We start from the raw sequence: 15,640 nt of genomic DNA on the forward strand, positions 1-15,640 counted from the left end.
GCGCTACTACGAGGAGCAGGGCCTCATCGTCGCCACCCGCTGCGCGAACGGCTACCGCTCCTACGACGAGCCGACCGTCGACCGCGTCATCCAGGTCCGGGGACTGCTCGACGCCGGTCTGCCGACGCGCATCATCAAGCAGATCCTGCCGTGCCTCGACAAGCCGCGGGTGATCCATTTCCAGGACGCGACCCCGGAGATGCTGTCGACGCTCGAAGTCGAACGCGACCGCATGACGCAGCGCATCAACTGCCTCATCCGCAACAGGGACGCGGTCGCCGAGTATCTGGACACGGTCCGCGAGACAGCCGCCCCGGTCCCGGCGCCGTAAAGCGCTCGCACCCTTGACGCCGCCAGCACCTGAAATTATCTTTCACCCGTGACCAGTGACGTGAAGGAAATTTACAGCGGCGGCGCCCCTCCGGCCCCCGCCGCCCTCGCGGCCAAGGTGCGCACACTCGCGCCCTCCATGACGCGCTCCATGCAGCGCGTCGCCGAAGCCGTCGCCGCCGACCCCGCGGGCACGGCCGCCCTCACCGTCACCGGTCTCGCCGAACTCACCGGTACGAGTGAGGCCACCGTCGTCAGGACGGCCCGCCTCCTCGGCTACCCCGGCTACCGCGATCTGCGGCTGGCCCTCGCCGGCCTCGCCGCCCACCAGGAGTCCGGCGCGGCCCCGGCGGTCACCGCCGACATCGCGGTCGACGACCCGATCGCCGATGTCGTCGCCAAGCTGGCGTACGACGAGCAGCAGACCCTCGCCGACACGGCGGCCGGGCTCGACACCGTGCAGCTCGGCGCCGTCGTCACGGCGGCGGCAGCCGCGCGCCGTATCGACATCTACGGCGTCGGCGCGAGCGGTCTCGTCGGCATGGACCTCGCGCAGAAGCTCCTGCGCATCGGCCTGATAGCCCACGCCCACAGCGACCCGCACCTCGCTGTCACCAACGCCGTCCAGCTCCGCTCGGGCGACGTCGCCATCGCGATCACGCACTCCGGCTCGACGGGGGACGTCATAGAGCCGCTGCGGGTCGCCTTCGACCGGGGCGCGACGACGGTCGCGATCACCGGCCGCCCGGACGGCGCGGTGTCGCAGTACGCGGACCACGTCCTCACCACGTCCACGGCCCGCGAGAGCGAGCTGCGGCCGGCGGCGATGTCCAGCCGTACGAGTCAACTCCTCGTCGTGGACTGCCTGTTCGTGGGCGTAGCACAACGGACGTACGAGACGGCCGCACCCGCGCTCGCCGCGTCCTACGAGGCGCTGGCGCACCGCCACTCGCCGCGTACGCGCTGATCCGCGCCCACCCTCAAGGCGCGACGCACCACCGCTCAACCGCACCACCAACAACGGGGCTTCCTCAGGTTTCTGCCAGCTCGCCAGAAAGAGCCGCTTCTCCATGACCTCCAGCACATCGCCCTCCCCGTACGGCGAACTCCGCGCCACCCTCGCGACCCTGACCACCGAGGCGTTCCGCCCCGAACTCGCGGACATCGACCGCCGTTCCACCGAGGACATCGCCCGCGTCATGAACGGCGAGGACCAGACCGTCCCCGCCGCCGTCGCCGCCCAGCTCCCCCGTATCGCAGCCGCCATCGACGCCACCGCCGAGCGCATGGCGCGTGGCGGCAGGCTGATCTACGCGGGCGCGGGCACGGCCGGCCGCATGGGCATCCTGGACGCCAGCGAGTGCCCGCCCACCTTCAACACCGACCCGTCGGAGGTCGTCGGCCTGATCGCGGGCGGCCCCGGTGCGATGGTCAAGTCCGTGGAGGGCGCCGAGGACTCCGGCGAACTGGCGGCCTCGGACCTGGACGAGCTGAAGGTCGACGTGAACGACACCGTCGTCGGCATCTCGGCGTCCGGGCGCACCCCGTACGCCGTCGGCGCGGTCGAGCACGCGCGCTCCCTGGGCGCGCTCACCATCGGCCTGTCCTGCAACGCGGACAGCGCGCTCGCCGCCGCGGCCGAGCACGGCCTGGAGGTGGTCGTGGGCCCCGAACTGCTCACGGGATCAACCCGGTTGAAGGCCGGTACGGCGCAGAAGCTGGTCCTCAACATGATCTCGACGATCACCATGATCCGCCTCGGCAAGACGTACGGAAACCTGATGGTCGACGTCCGCGCGTCCAACGAGAAGCTACGGGCCCGCTCCCGCCACATCGTCGCCCTCGCGACGGGCGCGCCGGACGAGGAGATCGAATCCGCGCTGGCGGCGACCGACGGCGAGGTCAAGAACGCGATCCTCACCATCCTCGGCTCGGTGGACGGCCCCACGGCTGCGGATCTGCTGAAAGACTCCCACGGTCATCTGCGGGCGGCGCTCCAGGCGTCGCCCGGCTCGGCCGAACACGAACAAGGACCCGCGCACACATGACCCTCGCCGACACCCCGTCCCCCATATCCCGGGCCGAGTCGCGCGGTCGCGCGACCGGCGCCGGGGTCATGGCGTTCTTCGGCCTGGGCTGGATGGCCTGCGGCGTCACGGACATGCCTGTCACGGCCGGCCGCGTGGTGTTCGCGGCCGGTGCGGCTGTCTCGATCACGTTCGCCGTCCTGGGCGCCCGCATGGGCCGCGGGGCGGCGGACACCCCGACGACGGACACCGGGCCGACGGCGGCCCGCAAGAAGAAGGTGGGCGTGCGGTTCGCCCTGGTGGTCGTGGCGGAGTGGGTGGCGATCTTCGCGATCGCCCGCGTCCTGGTGGCCACGGACCACGCGGAGGCGATCCCGGCGTTCGTGGCGGCGGTGGTGGGCATCCACTTCTTCCCACTGGCCCGCCTGTTCGGCGTCCGCGCGTACCACTGGACGGGCGCGGCTCTGTGCGCGTCGGCCCTGGCGGCGGCGGTACTGGCTCCGCTGACCTCAACGCCGGCGCTGTGGACGGCGCTCCCGGGCTTCGGCTCGGCGGCGGCACTGTACGCGACGTGCGTGTACCTGCTGCGCACGCCCGACTAGGTCCTGTCTCCAACCTCGTCCCGAACGGCACCCACTCGGGACGCCAGTACGTGCCGTCCTCGCTGGGCTCCCGCGATCGCACCGGGCGACCCACCCGCCCGGATGGTCTTCCGATTCAGGTCTACACATGTGCACACTTCTGTAAGGTGGTGAGCATGACGGAGATCTCATACTCAATCGTGGAAGCCCGCGCCAAGCTCGGTGCGATCGCCCGCGAAGTCAGCGCCACCCGCGAACCGGTCGCCATCACCGACCACGGCCACACCATCGCGATACTGATGAGCCCCGCCGACGCCCTTGAGCTTGAGGAGATGCGAGCGTTGGCCGACTATCGGGAGCGGCAAGCTCGCGGCGAATCACTCGGCATCCCCCACGATGAAGCGTTCCGCCGCGTTTTCGGTGGAGATGGCACGTGACGTATCAGGTCATCTGGGAGCCGAAGGCTCTGGCCCAAGCCGAGCGGTTCGCCAAGGACGACCCGCAAGGAGTACGGCAGGTCTTCGCCTCTGTGGACCGCCTCGCCAATGACCCTCGACCCAAGGGCGCATTCGGAAGTCCGGAACTGCTGCGCATCCACGTCGGGATCTACCGCGTGCTGTACGAGATCAGCGGCAGTCGGGTCCTGGTCAGCGTGATCAACCTCGGCCGCCTGCGCTGAACGACCCTCCCCCGGGCGGCCGACCGCCCGGGGAAGCTCGCCCGCTACGCCGGCCTCACGGCAGGCGCCGCGCGCGGTTCAGCTCCGTCACCTTCGCGCGCAGCGTCTCGGTCGCCGGTGCCGGGTGGATCCAGCCCGGTGGGACGTCCCACTCCACGCCGCCGCCCGGCGGCCGTAGCTGTACGCAGCCGTCCTCCACGCCATCACCCGCCCCACACGCCCGTCGCGCGAGTCGACGGCGTACGTCCCGACCTCCGGTACGAACGCTCCGCCCTCCCCCCGCGCAGCCGCTCATGACCGGACGCCTTCCAGTACGGCGACCATCCGCCGCGCGGTCGCCAGATTGCAACGCCCCAGCTCCACCAGCGGGTTGCCCGGTTCGTCGCCCGAGCACGACACGGGGTCGATACGCAGGGAGGGCAGCGTGATCCCGACGGCCGCGAGTCCGGACCGCAGTTGCTCGACGGCCTCCTCGGCTGCCTTTACCTGATCCGCAGCCACCTTGCGCCGTTCTTTCGCATTCTTGTCCACTGGTCACCAACTTCCACTCTGAGTGCTTGCTTTCACCACACAGCGTGGCGATCCGTGGCTAGCCTGAACAGAGACATCCGGCCAACAAGACCACGTGATGCACGTACTGCCGATGGGAGTTGCCATGCCCGGCCCCAAGGAACTCGACCCGTCGTCGTCACCACGCGCGATGGTCGGCTCGGAACTGCGCCATGCCCGCGAGAGCCTGAAGATGACCCAGCCCGATCTGGGCGCGCCACTGTTCGTGAGCGGGTCGTTCATCGGCCAACTGGAGCTGGGTACGCGGCGGATGCAGATGGAGTACGCGATCAAGTTCGACGAGATCCTGGGCACGGACGGGTTCTTCGTACGGAACTGCGCCGCGGCCATGAAGTCGAAGTACCCGGACCACTTCGCGGACGCGGCGGAGGCCGAGGCGATCGCGACGGCGATCAAGGAGTACGCGCCGCAACTGATTCCTGGCCTGTTGCAGACGGAGGCGTACGCGCGAGCGGTGTTCCACGCGTATCAGCCGACGGCAACGGAAGACGTGATCGACCAACTGGTCGAGGCAAGGCTGGAGCGAGCCAACCTGTTGTCGGATCCAACAACCCCGTTGTTTTGGGGGATTCTTGACGAGGCCACGCTACGACGGCAGGTCGGCGATGCGGCGGTGATGGCGGGGGCCCTACGCCACGTAGCGGACCTGATGCGCCGCCGCCGAATCATCGTGCAGGTACTCCCGTTCACCTCGGGTGCGCACGCCGCAATGGGCGGCGGGCTGAAGCTGATGTCCTTCTCGGACCCCCTCCACTCGTCTACCTCCACGGCGCTGGCTCAGGACAACTGCTGGACGATCCGGCCTCGGTGGCGCAGTACGAGTTGGCCTACGATCTGCTGGGGGCCAACGCGCTGCCACTGCGCGAATCCCTGCCCCTGATCGCACAGTTGGCGGAGGATTACGACCATGAAGCGCAGCAGCAATGAGTACGACCTGAGCGCGGCGACCTGGCACAAGTCCACCTACAGCGACGGCAGCGGCAGCAACTGCCTCGAAGTCGCCGACGGCCTCCCCGACATCGTCCCCGTCCGCGACTCCAAATCCCCCGAACTCCCCGGCGTCGTCTTCCCGGCCCCCGCCTGGGCCGCCTTCGTCGCGAGCCTGAAGATCGAGTCCCTGGTGGGCTAACCTCGCGCCCATGGCACTTGAATGGGAACAGCTCTCTGTCGACGCCGCCGATCCGGGCGCCCTGGGCCGTTGGTGGCGTGAGGCGCTCGGCTGGGTCGTCGTGCACGACTCGGCCGAGGAGTTCGAGATCAGGCCGGCGCCCGAGCAACTGCCCGGTCTGCTCTTCATCTCCGTACCCGAGGGGAAGACCCTCAAGAACCGCCTGCACCTCGACTTCCGCCCCGACAACCGGGACGCCGAGGTCGAGCGCCTGCTGGCACTCGGCGCCCGCCGCGCGGACGTCGGGCAGCAGGGTGACGAGTCGTGGGTGGTCCTCGCGGACCCCGAAGGCAATGAGTTCTGCGTGCTGGGTGAGAGGTCCGGGGGCGCGCCCACGACGGAGTGAATGGTAGGAGGGGAAGCACGCCGCCTACTTGGATAGCCGGTGTCAATCCCTAACTCACGTAAGGCTGTTGCGACATGCCTCTCCTTCCGCCGATCGGCGCCGAGATCCCCTGCTCCCGCCTCGCCATCAACACCCCGCTCCGGATCAACGACTCCCTCGTCACCGTCGACTTCCGGGGCGGCATCAAGCACCGCGTCGACGTGAACCCCAATGACCCGGTCAACTCCGTCCGCCTTCGGACCGTTGGACACAAAGTGAGCGCGGAGCTGCCGGAAACCGAGGGGAAGAGCGGCGGCACCGTCACCATCGAGCAGAACGACATCGATGTGGACGCGGAAAGCACCCTGCGCGTGACTCAGCAGTTCCCGCCCAGGTTCGAGTTGCGCGAGGTCACGAACTTCACCATGACCATCGACCATGGCGAGGGCGAACCGCTGATCCTGACCACCAGGAACCCGATGGTCCTCGTCGCACAGCTGACCCAGTTCCCGCCCAGGGGCGACCTTTACCAGCTGGAGAAGCCGGTCGAGCTCGTCGACCTGGAGGACGAGACCAAGGTGGTCGCCGTCATCGAGAAGTTCCCCGTCAAGGTCGGCGGCCTCTAAAGCAGGCACTTGGGGAAGTCCTTGGTCCGCGTCACGGCCTCCTCCGGCATGTCCGCGAGGTCAATGGCCGTGACGACGGCTGGACTTTCCCGCCTTCTTGGCATCTTTCGTGACGTTGTTCCCGCTCACCCTGGGCACTCCGTGTGGCCGATACGTGCACCTGTCCGGCAGCGCGAAGTGGGAAGCGGACAGCTGGCCGGCACCTGCGGCCTGCAAGAACCGGGCGTACTCCGTGGGGCGCGCCCACTGACGGCAGCACGCCAGACGCAATGTGCAGATAATCCGTGTTCTTGCTCCCGGAGGCGTACGCGTCCACCCTGTCCTGTACCGCGAGATTCACCAACTCTTGGTTCAGGCCGTACTTTTCTGCGTCCCGCAGCCAGTAGTAAAGCGTGCGATCGCCGATACGCCGGCTTCTCGCATATTCGGCCACAGTGTCTCTCTGATTCAAGAAGCCCAGTATGTGATCCCTCTTCTCCTCGTCCGTGAACCTCACGGACGAGGCCGAGTGCCCGGGAAGGGCGACGGTCCGGTTCACCGAGGCGTCAGTCAACCCAGCGGCACAGCAACGGCGTTGTACGTCGTGTCCGGCGTCGGCGTCGTCGTGAAGCGGGCGTTGACGAGGTAGAGGCGGTTGCCCAGCCGGGCCGCCGTCGTCGGGACGTCGAAGCGCGGGTCGGTGATCGAGCGCCGGAGCGTCGCCGTGCGGGCGCCCGCGTCGAGGTCGAACACGGTGATGAGGTTGAGGCGGTTCTGCACCACGTACAGCGTGTTGCCGACGCGCAACAGGCCGTCCCCGTTGACGACGTCGGCCGCGCCCTTGAGCGTGATGTTCGTGGCGTGCCCAGTCTTCGGGTCCACCCGGAACAGCTTGCCGATCGGGCTGTTGACGATGATCAGCGCGCGGCCGTCCGGCGTCGTCTCGATGCCGTTGGCGCTGATGCCGGTGGGCGCCTGCTCCCACTCGCCGCCGAGCGGGACGCTCCGCAGACCGCCTTTCTTCTTCCCGCGCGGGACGGTGTAGAGGACGGGGGCGTGCGAGTTCGTGAACCAGGCCCGGTCGCCGTACAGGATCACGTCGTTGACGAAGCCGGCGGTCGTCGGCTGGTACGTGGCGGTGAGCCGGTTCGTACGGGTGTCGAGCACCCGGATGGAGCCGCTCACGCCGCCCGAGATGTAGAGCAGCCCGTCGCGGTCGAGCTTCAGGCCGGTCGCGGCGCCGCCGGTCGCGCCCGCCAGGACGGTGCGGCCCTCCCCTGTGCGCAGGTCGGCGCGGCGGACCGAACCGTCCGCGAGCGAGCCCATGTACGCGTACGGGCCGCTGCCGATGGCGATGCCCTCGGGGCGGAAGCCGTTGGGCAGCGGGAAGTCGGTGGGCCAGGAGGGGCGGATGCGTTCAGCGGAAGCGGCGGTGGCGGTGGTGGCGGTGGCCGTACCCGCGCCGAGTGCGAACGTCGCGGCCACCGCGCCGCCGAGCACGCTGCGGCGGGAAGGCAGGGAAGGCAGGGAAGGAGTCTGGGACATGGCGTCGAGCCTCCGGGGCTTCGGGGGTGCCTGGGGACAGGGACAACTCCGGTGCGCTATGCGCACGTAACGCGCCGCACCCGCCACGGAGTTCCCCGTGCGAGAACGGCCCGCACCCGGCTGTAGCCTCGGCGGCATGTCAGCGAATGATCTGGGCGGCGACGTCACCGAGTGGCTGTCGCGCAACGCCGTACCCCTGAGCGGCGGCCTGACCGCCGGCGCGCCCACCGTCGACCTCCAGCCGCTGAAGGAGGTTCTCGACGGCGTACGGATCGTGGGGCTCGGCGAGTCGACGCACGGCACGCGTGAGTTCTTCCAGCTCAAGCACCGGCTGCTGGAGTATCTGGTGACGGAGCTCGGCTTCACGACGCTGGCCATGGAGGCGAGCGCGTCCGCCGGTCCGGCCGTCGACGCCTATGTACGAGGCGGTGTCGGCAACGCCGCGCAGGTGCTGACCGGGCTGGGGTTCTGGACCTGGCGGACCGAAGAGGTCCTGGACACGATCGAGTGGATGCGCGCGTACAACGACGGGCGCCCGGCGGACGAGCAGATCCGTTTCGTCGGCGTCGACCCGCAGCGGTCGGGGGATTCGCTGGCGGTACTCGAAGCGTTCCTGACGAGCGCGGCGCCTTCGCGGCTGCCCGCGCTCCACTCCGCGCTCGGCGTGCTCGCCACCGCGTATCCGGGCTCGCGCCCGGACCCCGAGCAGCGGCTGATGCGCGAGGCGGAGCAACTGCTGGAGTACGTACGCGGGTACGAGGACACCCCGGCCGGAGCCGTCGCGGTGCGGCACGCCCGGATCCTCGTCCGGGCCGCCGACCTCGTGACGCGTAACGGGCAGCACCCGGACCCGGAGCGGACGGTCCTCGCGGCGCGCGACCGGTACATGGCCGAGGCGGTCGCGGACCTCCTCGATGACGACCCGGCGGCCAGGGTGGTGCTCTGGGGCCACAACAGCCATGTCGCGAAGGGCCGTACGGCCGACTCCCTGCCTCTGCCGCTCGGCGGGCATCTGCGCGAGCGGTACGGGGACGCGTACTACGCCCTCGGTCTCCTCTTCGGCGAGGGCTCCTTCCGCGCCCACCGCATCTGGCCGGGCCCCTGGAGCGGTGTCGGCGGACTGACGGGCCGGATCGCCGAGGGCAACCCCGTCGGCCCGGCCCCCGCCACCACCGTGGAGGCCCAACTCGCCGCCGCCACCCCGTCGGACCACCTGCTGGACCTGCGCCCGGCCACGACGGACGACGCGCCGCAGGCTGTACGGGAGTGGGCCGGCGCCACGCACGACACGCGGTCGTTCGGCGCGCTGGTGACGCGCTGGTTCTACCGGCGCGACGTCGGCCGGGTGCGGCTGACGGACGAGTACGACGGTCTGGCGTACGTGGCGGTGTCGACGGACTCGCGTCCCGTCTCGCCGTACCGGCCCGTAAGGCCGTAGAACCGTACAACCCGGCACGCCCCTCGGAAGTCATCACTGCATGCCGTCTCCACAGACACTTCGCAGCCGTGGCGTGAGCGCCGCCTTCCTCGGCGACACCGTCGTCATCGAACGCGCCGGGGAACGCGTCACGATCCCACTGAGGGTCGTCCGGGCGATACGGGCCGCCGAAGGCGATTCCCGTACGGTCGAGATCACGCTCACCGACACCGTGGTGCACACGATCGCGGCCAACAACCCGACGGCCGCGACCGCTTTCGTCGCGGCCGTCGCCGCCGCGCTGCCGGCCAGGCCCGACGAGCGGGGCAGCGCCCTCGTACGTACGGAGGCCGTCGATGCGGGGCCGCCGCTGTTCGCGAGCCGCCGCAATCTGGTGCTGTTCGTCGCGGCCGTTCTCGGCTACCTCGCCTACGTCACGTACCTCGCCGTCGCCCACGGCCCCTCGGCGATCTTCGGCGCGGTCATCGGTCTGCTGCCGCTGGGTCTCGCCGTCCTCGCCGCCGTCCAGACGGTCACCCGCCTGTACGACAAGACGGTGCTGCGGCGCCGTGGCGTGGTCGTCCTGGCACGCTCGACCGGCAGGCTCGGCAAGAGGTCCGTCTACGCCTTCACCGACGCGGAGGGCGACGCCCGCACATACCGAAGTGGCCTGCACGCGGACACTCTTGAGATCGCCTACGACCCGGCGAACCCGAAGCGCATGGCGTCGATGACCCCGCTCGTCCTGGAGATCCCACGCGTGATCGTGCTGGTGCTCTTCACGGCGCTGTTCGGCGCGATCGGCGTGGGCGCCGTCTTCGGTCCGCTGCTTCCGTAACCAGCTCCGGGACTCGCGGCGGCACTCCGGCCGCCCGAACGCCCCGAGGGCGGCACCCCCTCTCGGGAGTGCCGCCCTCGGTTCGTACAACTGCGTAAGCGCTACGCCATGAACCGCCGATCCGTCAGGATCAGAAGTCCATGTCACCGCCCGGCATGCCGCCCGGCGCGCCGCCCGCGGCGGCCTTCTCCGGCTTGTCGGCGATGACGGCCTCGGTGGTGAGGAACAGCGCCGCGATGGACGCCGCGTTCTGCAGCGCGGAGCGCGTGACCTTCGCCGGGTCGATGATGCCCTCGGCGATCATGTCCACGTACTCGCCGGTCGCGGCGTTCAGGCCGTGACCGATCTTGAGGTTGCGGACCTTCTCGACGATGACGCCACCCTCAAGGCCGGCGTTGACCGCGATCTGCTTGAGCGGGGCCTCCAGCGCGAGCTTGACGGCAGCGGCGCCCGTCGCCTCGTCGCCTTCGAGCTCCAGCTTCTCGAACACCGAGGAAGCCTGGAGCAGAGCCACGCCACCACCGGCGACGATGCCCTCCTCGACGGCGGCCTTGGCGTTGCGCACCGCGTCCTCGATGCGGTGCTTGCGCTCCTTGAGCTCGACCTCGGTCGCGGCGCCGGCCTTGATGACGGCCACGCCGCCGGCCAGCTTCGCGAGGCGCTCCTGGAGCTTCTCGCGGTCGTAGTCCGAGTCCGAGTTCTCGATCTCGGCGCGGATCTGGCTCACGCGACCGGCGACCTGCTCGCTGTCACCGGCACCGTCGACGATGGTGGTCTCGTCCTTGGTGATGACGACCTTGCGGGCGCGGCCCAGCAGGTCGAGACCGGCGTTCTCCAGCTTGAGGCCGACCTCCTCGGAGATGACCGTGCCGCCCGTGAGGATGGCGATGTCGTTCAGCATCGCCTTGCGGCGGTCACCGAAGCCCGGAGCCTTGACGGCGACGGACTTGAAGGTGCCCTTGATCTTGTTGACGACGAGGGTGGAGAGCGCCTCGCCCTCGACGTCCTCGGCGATGATCAGCAGCGGCTTGCCCGACTGGATGACCTTCTCCAGGAGCGGCAGAACGTCCTTGACGCTGCCGATCTTGGAGTTGACGATCAGGATGTACGGGTCGTCGAGCGACGCCTCCATACGCTCCATGTCGGTGGCGAAGTACGCCGAGATGTAGCCCTTGTCGAAGCGCATGCCCTCGGTGAGCTCAAGCTCGAGACCGAAGGTCTGCGACTCCTCGACGGTGATGACGCCTTCCTTGCCGACCTTGTCCATCGCCTCGGCGATGAGCTCGCCGATCTGGGTGTCGGCGGCGGAGATGGAGGCCGTCGAAGCGATCTGCTCCTTGGTCTCCACGTCCTTGGCCTGCTCGAGAAGCGCACCGGAGACGGCCTCGATGGCCTTCTCGATGCCGCGCTTGAGGGCCATCGGGTTGGCGCCGGCGGCCACGTTGCGCAGGCCCTCGCGGACCAGGGCCTGGGCCAGGACGGTCGCGGTGGTCGTACCGTCACCGGCGACGTCGTCCGTCTTCTTGGCGACTTCCTTGACCAGCTCGGCGCCGATCTTCTCGTACGGGTCCTCGAGCTCGATCTCCTTGGCGATGGACACACCATCGTTGGTGATCGTGGGGGCGCCCCACTTCTTCTCGAGGACGACGTTACGGCCCTTGGGGCCAAGGGTGACCTTGACGGCGTCGGCGAGCTGGTTCATCCCGCGCTCGAGACCGCGCCGTGCCTCCTCGTCGAACGCGATGATCTTGGCCATGTGAAGTGGTCCTCCCGGACATGGGGTGGATTGCTCCGGACCGTGTCGGCGCCCGCGACGGACGGCCGAAGAGCCTTGCGGTTCCTTGCCCCACAGGCTCTCGGGCCTCGCTGACCCGGTCCATAAGTTGTCACTCTCACTAGCAGAGTGCTAACGCCAATGATTAGCACTCGACCCCCGAGAGTGCAAGCGCCCCCCGGTCAACCACACGCACGAGGGCCCGTACCCCTTGCCGGGGTACGGGCCCTCGTGTGTGAGTGCGTCGTTGGCCGATCGCGCCGGGATCAGACGGCGAGCTTGACCATGTCCGCCTGCGGACCCTTCTGGCCCTGCGAGATCTCGAACTCAACTCGCTGACCTTCTTCAAGGGTGCGGTAGCCGTCCATCTGGATCGCGCTGTAGTGGACGAAAACATCCGCACCACCGTCGACCGCGATGAAGCCGTAGCCCTTCTCCGCGTTGAACCACTTGACGGTGCCCTGAGCCATGCCTAACTCCCCTATTACTGGCCCCTGCGCGGGACCGCACTTCGCGCCGGAACGCGTCGACCGCGGCTGAATGTATCTGCCCAACTGCCCTCTGCAACAGGTCAATCGGACGAGAATTCTGGGCATGGCCCAACACGCAAACAGGTGAATTCCCGAGCTACCAGGGCAAGTCGGGCCGGGCAAAGCGCAAGGAACCGCGCAAACAGCGTCCACACTTTGACCGCATCTTGTCGCGAACTCATATGCGCGGGGCACAGTCGCGGCGGGGTCGGCGGCGGGGCTACCCCAACTGTACCGCGTTCAACCTCATGGAATTGCCCCCTCCGCTTCTCTTGCGGAGGGGGCAAACCCGTTCACTGTGCGTGCTGTTGAGCCCTTCGGACCAACCGCGCGAATCAACCGCGCGGACCGGCCTCGCGGATCAGCCGCCGGCGACCGCCGGGATGATCGAGATGCCGGCGCCGTCGGGCGTCGCGGTCTCCAGGCCCTGCTCGAAACGGACGTCGTCGTCGTTCACGTAGACGTTGACGAAGCGGCGCAGCTTGCCCGTGTCGTCCAGGACGCGGGCGGCGATGCCCGGGTGGTTCGTCTCCAGGGACTCGATGACCTGGGAGAGGGTCGCGCCCTCGGCCGGAACCTCGGCCTTCCCGCCGGTGTACGTACGGAGGATGGTGGGGATGCGGACGTTCACGCTCATCGGATTCTGCCTTCCGGGAAGTGGCGGGTGGTGCTGCCTGACGGTGTCGAGAGGCTCAACGCGCGAGGCCCGCGGCGCGGAACGCGTCGAGGCTCGGCGGAATCGTCGCGGTCGGTCCCGTCGTCGGCGCGACGGCGTCCAGCGTCTTGAGCCCGTCACCGGTGTTCAGCACGACCGTGGTGAGCGCCGGGTCGAGCAGACCCGTCTCGATGAGCTTGCGCGTCACCCCCACGGTCACCCCGCCCGCCGTCTCGGCGAAGATCCCCTCGGTCCGTGCGAGCAGCTTGATCGCGTCCACGATCTGCTCGTCGTTCACGTCCTCCACGGCGCCGCCCGTGCGGCGCGCGATGTCCAGGACGTAGGGGCCGTCGGCCGGGTTGCCGATCGCCAGCGACTTGGCGATGGTGTCCGGCTTCTGCGGCCGTACGACGTCGTGGCCGGCCTTGAAGGCCACCGACACCGGCGAACAGCCCTCGGCCTGCGCGCCGAAGATCTTGTACGGCTTGTCCTCCACCAGGCCGAGCTTGATCAGCTCCTTGAGCCCCTTGTCGATCTTCGTCAGCTGTGAGCCGGAGGCGACCGGGATGACGAGCTGGTCGGGCAGCTCCCAGCCCAGCTGTTCGCAGATCTCGTACGCGAGGGTCTTGGAGCCCTCGCCGTAGTACGGGCGGAGGTTGACGTTGACGAAGCCCCAGCCCTCGCCCAGCGGGTCCCCGATCAGCTCCGAGCAGAAACGGTTCACGTCGTCGTAGTTGCCCTCGATGCCGACGAGTTCGCCGCCGTAGATCGCGGCCATGACGACCTTGCCCTGCTCCAGGTCGTGCGGGATGAAGACGCAGGAGCGGAAGCCGGCGCGGGCCGCGGCGGCGCCGACGGCGCCCGCGAGGTTGCCGGTGGAGGAGCAGGAGAGCGTGGTGAAGCCGAAGGCGCGGGCCGCCTCGACGGCGATGGCGACGACGCGGTCCTTGAAGGAGTGCGTCGGGTTGCCGGAGTCGTCCTTCACGTACAGGCCGCCGGTGACGCCCAGCTCGCGGGCGAGGTTGTCGGCCTTGACGAGCTTGGTGAAGCCGGGGTTGATGTTCGGCTTCGACGCGACGTCGGCGGGGACGGGCAGCAGCGGGGCGTAGCGCCAGATGTTGTCCGGGCCGGCGGCGATGCGCTTCTTCAGCTCGTCAGGGGCGTCGGTCGGCAGGTCGTACGCCACTTCGAGCGGGCCGAAACAGCTCTGACAGGCGAAGATCGGGCCGAGTTCGAAGCGTTCCCCGCATTCGCGGCACGAGAGGGCGGCGGCGGGTCCGAGGTCCACGGTGCCGGCATCGGATGCGGCGGTGTCGGCGGAGTTGTCGGAGTTGTGAACAGTCTGCACAGCCATGAAGGCGAGGCCCTTTCCTCATCTTCCTCGCGACGCGTCTCGCCGCAAGACGGAATTGGCACCTTCCCCACCGTGACCTCGCGGTCGGCGGGAGGGTTGCCGGGGCTTCAACGGGCCGTTCCCTCTGCCCCTCTGGATGAGCGGTATTCGATTGTCAGCGTGTCGACCCCCGACATGCGACGGTCGTTCGCGTTGTTCAAGACTGTAACCGAACCCCTGGACGGTTGAGCCCTTCGTCCGATCCGCGAGATGGAGATCACGTGCTGCGAGAGGTGGAGCGCTGGCTGGCCCGGCGGTCCTGGTCGGCGGCGGAGCGGCCGGTCGGACGGCTGGTCGCCGCCAAGCAGGGTGCGCAGGTCAGCGTGGTGCTCCCGGCCCTGAACGAGGAAGCCACCGTCGGCCGGATCGTGTCGGTGATCCGGCGCGAGCTGATGGCGGGACCGGCGCCGCTCGTGGACGAGCTGGTGGTGATCGACTCGGGTTCGACGGACCGTACGGCCGAGGTCGCGGCGGCGGCCGGGGCGCGCGTGGTGCACCGCGACGACATCCTGCCGAGGCTGCCGGCGGTGCCGGGCAAGGGCGAGGTGCTGTGGCGTTCGCTGCTGGTGACGAGCGGCGACATCGTCTGTTTCGTGGACGCGGATCTGCGGGACTTCTCGGCGGAGTTCGTGTCGGGGATCGTGGGGCCGCTGCTCACCGAGCCGGACGTGCAGTTCGTGAAGGCGATGTACGACCGCCCGCTCGGCGACGCGCCGGGGCAGGGGGGCCGGGTGACCGAGCTGGTGGCGCGTCCGCTGCTGAATCTGCACTGGCCGCTGCTGGCGGGGTTCGTGCAGCCGCTGGGCGGCGAGTACGCGGTGCGGCGCTCGCTGCTGGAGCGACTGCCGTTTCCCGTGGGGTACGGGGTGGAGCTGGGGCTGCTGGTGGACGCGCTGCACACGGTGGGGCTGGACGCGCTGGGCCAGGTCGACGTCGGGGTGCGCAGGCACCGGCACCAGGACGGGCAGGCGCTGGGGCGGATGGCGGCGGCGATCTACCGGACGGCGCAGCTGCGGCTGTCGCGGGGGCATCTGGTGCGGCCGGTGCTGACGCAGTTCGAGCGGGGCGAGGGGGGCTTCGAGCCGCGTACGCACGCGGTGGACACGGAGGAGCGACCGCCGATGCGGGAGATCACGGAGTACGAGGCGCGGCGCGCGGCATAGCCGCCGAGTTCGTATGATTTACGTATCGACTTGCCTATAT

Annotated in this window: 19 protein-coding genes, 1 pseudogene and 1 riboswitch; of the genes and pseudogenes, 13 read left to right on the top strand and 7 right to left on the bottom strand. The window is 69.2% G+C overall.

From position 1 onward, the window contains the following. From BHU15_RS18685 to BHU15_RS18710, 6 genes are all read left to right on the top strand, one after another. Positions 1–331: MerR family transcriptional regulator (locus BHU15_RS18685; RefSeq protein ID WP_069628228.1), on the top strand; the 331-nt coding region annotated here is incomplete at its 5' end. A gap of 48 nt (positions 332–379) precedes the next feature. Next, positions 380–1,297, top strand: a complete 918-nt coding sequence (locus BHU15_RS18690; RefSeq protein WP_031230985.1) for a MurR/RpiR family transcriptional regulator — start codon at positions 380–382, stop codon at positions 1,295–1,297. Positions 1,298–1,400: 103 nt separating this feature from the next. Then, positions 1,401–2,378, top strand: a complete 978-nt coding sequence (murQ, locus tag BHU15_RS18695) for an N-acetylmuramic acid 6-phosphate etherase (RefSeq protein WP_069628229.1) — start codon at positions 1,401–1,403, stop codon at positions 2,376–2,378. Next, the gene (locus BHU15_RS18700) at positions 2,375–2,959 is read left to right on the top strand and encodes a hypothetical protein (protein ID WP_069628230.1); all 585 of its coding nucleotides are present in this window, start codon (positions 2,375–2,377) and stop codon (positions 2,957–2,959) included. The genes murQ and BHU15_RS18700 overlap by 4 nt, the downstream gene beginning before the upstream one ends. 155 nt (positions 2,960–3,114) lie before the next feature. Next, positions 3,115–3,375: a type II toxin-antitoxin system Phd/YefM family antitoxin gene (locus BHU15_RS18705; protein ID WP_069628231.1), complete on the top strand. Its 261-nt coding sequence runs from the start codon at positions 3,115–3,117 to the stop codon at positions 3,373–3,375. Continuing rightward, positions 3,372–3,617: a type II toxin-antitoxin system RelE family toxin gene (locus BHU15_RS18710; RefSeq protein WP_069628232.1), complete on the top strand. Its 246-nt coding sequence runs from the start codon at positions 3,372–3,374 to the stop codon at positions 3,615–3,617. The genes BHU15_RS18705 and BHU15_RS18710 overlap by 4 nt, the downstream gene beginning before the upstream one ends. A gap of 55 nt (positions 3,618–3,672) precedes the next feature. Here the strand turns inward: BHU15_RS18710 and BHU15_RS40165 are convergent, their stop codons facing one another. Next, positions 3,673–3,816 carry a hypothetical protein gene (locus BHU15_RS40165; protein ID WP_171908394.1) on the bottom strand — a complete coding sequence of 48 codons (144 nt, stop codon included), beginning with the start codon at positions 3,814–3,816 and terminating at the stop codon, positions 3,673–3,675. A 92-nt stretch (positions 3,817–3,908) separates the two neighbouring features. Beyond that, positions 3,909–4,118 (bottom strand): hypothetical protein, encoded by a 210-nt coding sequence (locus tag BHU15_RS18715; RefSeq protein ID WP_255293145.1) that lies wholly within the window; start codon positions 4,116–4,118, stop codon positions 3,909–3,911. A 154-nt stretch (positions 4,119–4,272) separates the two neighbouring features. Here BHU15_RS18715 and BHU15_RS18720 point away from each other — a divergent pair. From BHU15_RS18720 to BHU15_RS41400, 4 genes and pseudogenes are all read left to right on the top strand, one after another. Next, positions 4,273–5,114: pseudogene (locus BHU15_RS18720) on the top strand (helix-turn-helix domain-containing protein). After that, complete coding sequence (locus tag BHU15_RS18725) at positions 5,095–5,316, top strand: DUF397 domain-containing protein (protein ID WP_069628234.1); 222 nt, start codon at positions 5,095–5,097, stop codon at positions 5,314–5,316. The pseudogene BHU15_RS18720 and the gene BHU15_RS18725 overlap by 20 nt, the downstream one beginning before the upstream one ends. Positions 5,317–5,326: 10 nt before the next feature. Further along, entirely contained in the window at positions 5,327–5,701 is a 375-nt protein-coding gene (locus BHU15_RS18730) for a VOC family protein (protein ID WP_069628235.1), read from the top strand. A gap of 74 nt (positions 5,702–5,775) precedes the next feature. Further along, positions 5,776–6,306: a hypothetical protein gene (locus BHU15_RS41400; RefSeq protein ID WP_255293146.1), complete on the top strand. Its 531-nt coding sequence runs from the start codon at positions 5,776–5,778 to the stop codon at positions 6,304–6,306. Between the two features lie 549 nt (positions 6,307–6,855). Here BHU15_RS41400 and BHU15_RS18740 read toward each other — a convergent pair. Further along, complete coding sequence (locus BHU15_RS18740) at positions 6,856–7,830, bottom strand: NHL repeat-containing protein (protein ID WP_069628236.1); 975 nt, start codon at positions 7,828–7,830, stop codon at positions 6,856–6,858. Positions 7,831–7,966: 136 nt separating this feature from the next. On the opposite strand from BHU15_RS18740, the gene BHU15_RS18745 reads away from it, so the two are divergent. Then, positions 7,967–9,268, top strand: a complete 1,302-nt coding sequence (locus BHU15_RS18745; RefSeq protein ID WP_069628237.1) for an erythromycin esterase family protein — start codon at positions 7,967–7,969, stop codon at positions 9,266–9,268. A gap of 73 nt (positions 9,269–9,341) precedes the next feature. Continuing rightward, on the top strand, positions 9,342–10,085 hold the full coding sequence (locus BHU15_RS18750; protein WP_069628238.1) for a hypothetical protein: 744 nt from the start codon (positions 9,342–9,344) through the stop codon (positions 10,083–10,085). A gap of 130 nt (positions 10,086–10,215) precedes the next feature. On the opposite strand, the gene groL is transcribed toward BHU15_RS18750, so the two are convergent. The 4 genes from groL to thrC form a co-directional block, all read right to left on the bottom strand. Further along, entirely contained in the window at positions 10,216–11,841 is a 1,626-nt protein-coding gene (groL, locus tag BHU15_RS18755; RefSeq protein WP_023540773.1) for a chaperonin GroEL, read from the bottom strand. A 284-nt stretch (positions 11,842–12,125) separates the two neighbouring features. Then, the gene (locus BHU15_RS18760) at positions 12,126–12,329 is read right to left on the bottom strand and encodes a cold-shock protein (RefSeq protein ID WP_005315736.1); all 204 of its coding nucleotides are present in this window, start codon (positions 12,327–12,329) and stop codon (positions 12,126–12,128) included. Positions 12,330–12,750: 421 nt separating this feature from the next. Continuing rightward, on the bottom strand, positions 12,751–13,026 hold the full coding sequence (locus BHU15_RS18765; protein WP_023540772.1) for a MoaD/ThiS family protein: 276 nt from the start codon (positions 13,024–13,026) through the stop codon (positions 12,751–12,753). A gap of 55 nt (positions 13,027–13,081) precedes the next feature. After that, the gene (gene thrC, locus BHU15_RS18770) at positions 13,082–14,398 is read right to left on the bottom strand and encodes a threonine synthase (RefSeq protein ID WP_069628239.1); all 1,317 of its coding nucleotides are present in this window, start codon (positions 14,396–14,398) and stop codon (positions 13,082–13,084) included. A 15-nt stretch (positions 14,399–14,413) separates the two neighbouring features. Beyond that, positions 14,414–14,541: riboswitch (SAM riboswitch) on the bottom strand. Positions 14,542–14,658: 117 nt separating this feature from the next. Between thrC and BHU15_RS18775 the strand changes: the two genes are divergently transcribed. Then, positions 14,659–15,600 (top strand): glucosyl-3-phosphoglycerate synthase, encoded by a 942-nt coding sequence (locus tag BHU15_RS18775; protein WP_069628240.1) that lies wholly within the window; start codon positions 14,659–14,661, stop codon positions 15,598–15,600. The last annotated feature ends 40 nt before the right edge of the window (positions 15,601–15,640 follow it).

Origin of the sequence: Streptomyces niveus, assembly GCF_001723055.1 — a bacterium.
Lineage (GTDB): Bacteria > Actinomycetota > Actinomycetes > Streptomycetales > Streptomycetaceae > Streptomyces > Streptomyces niveus.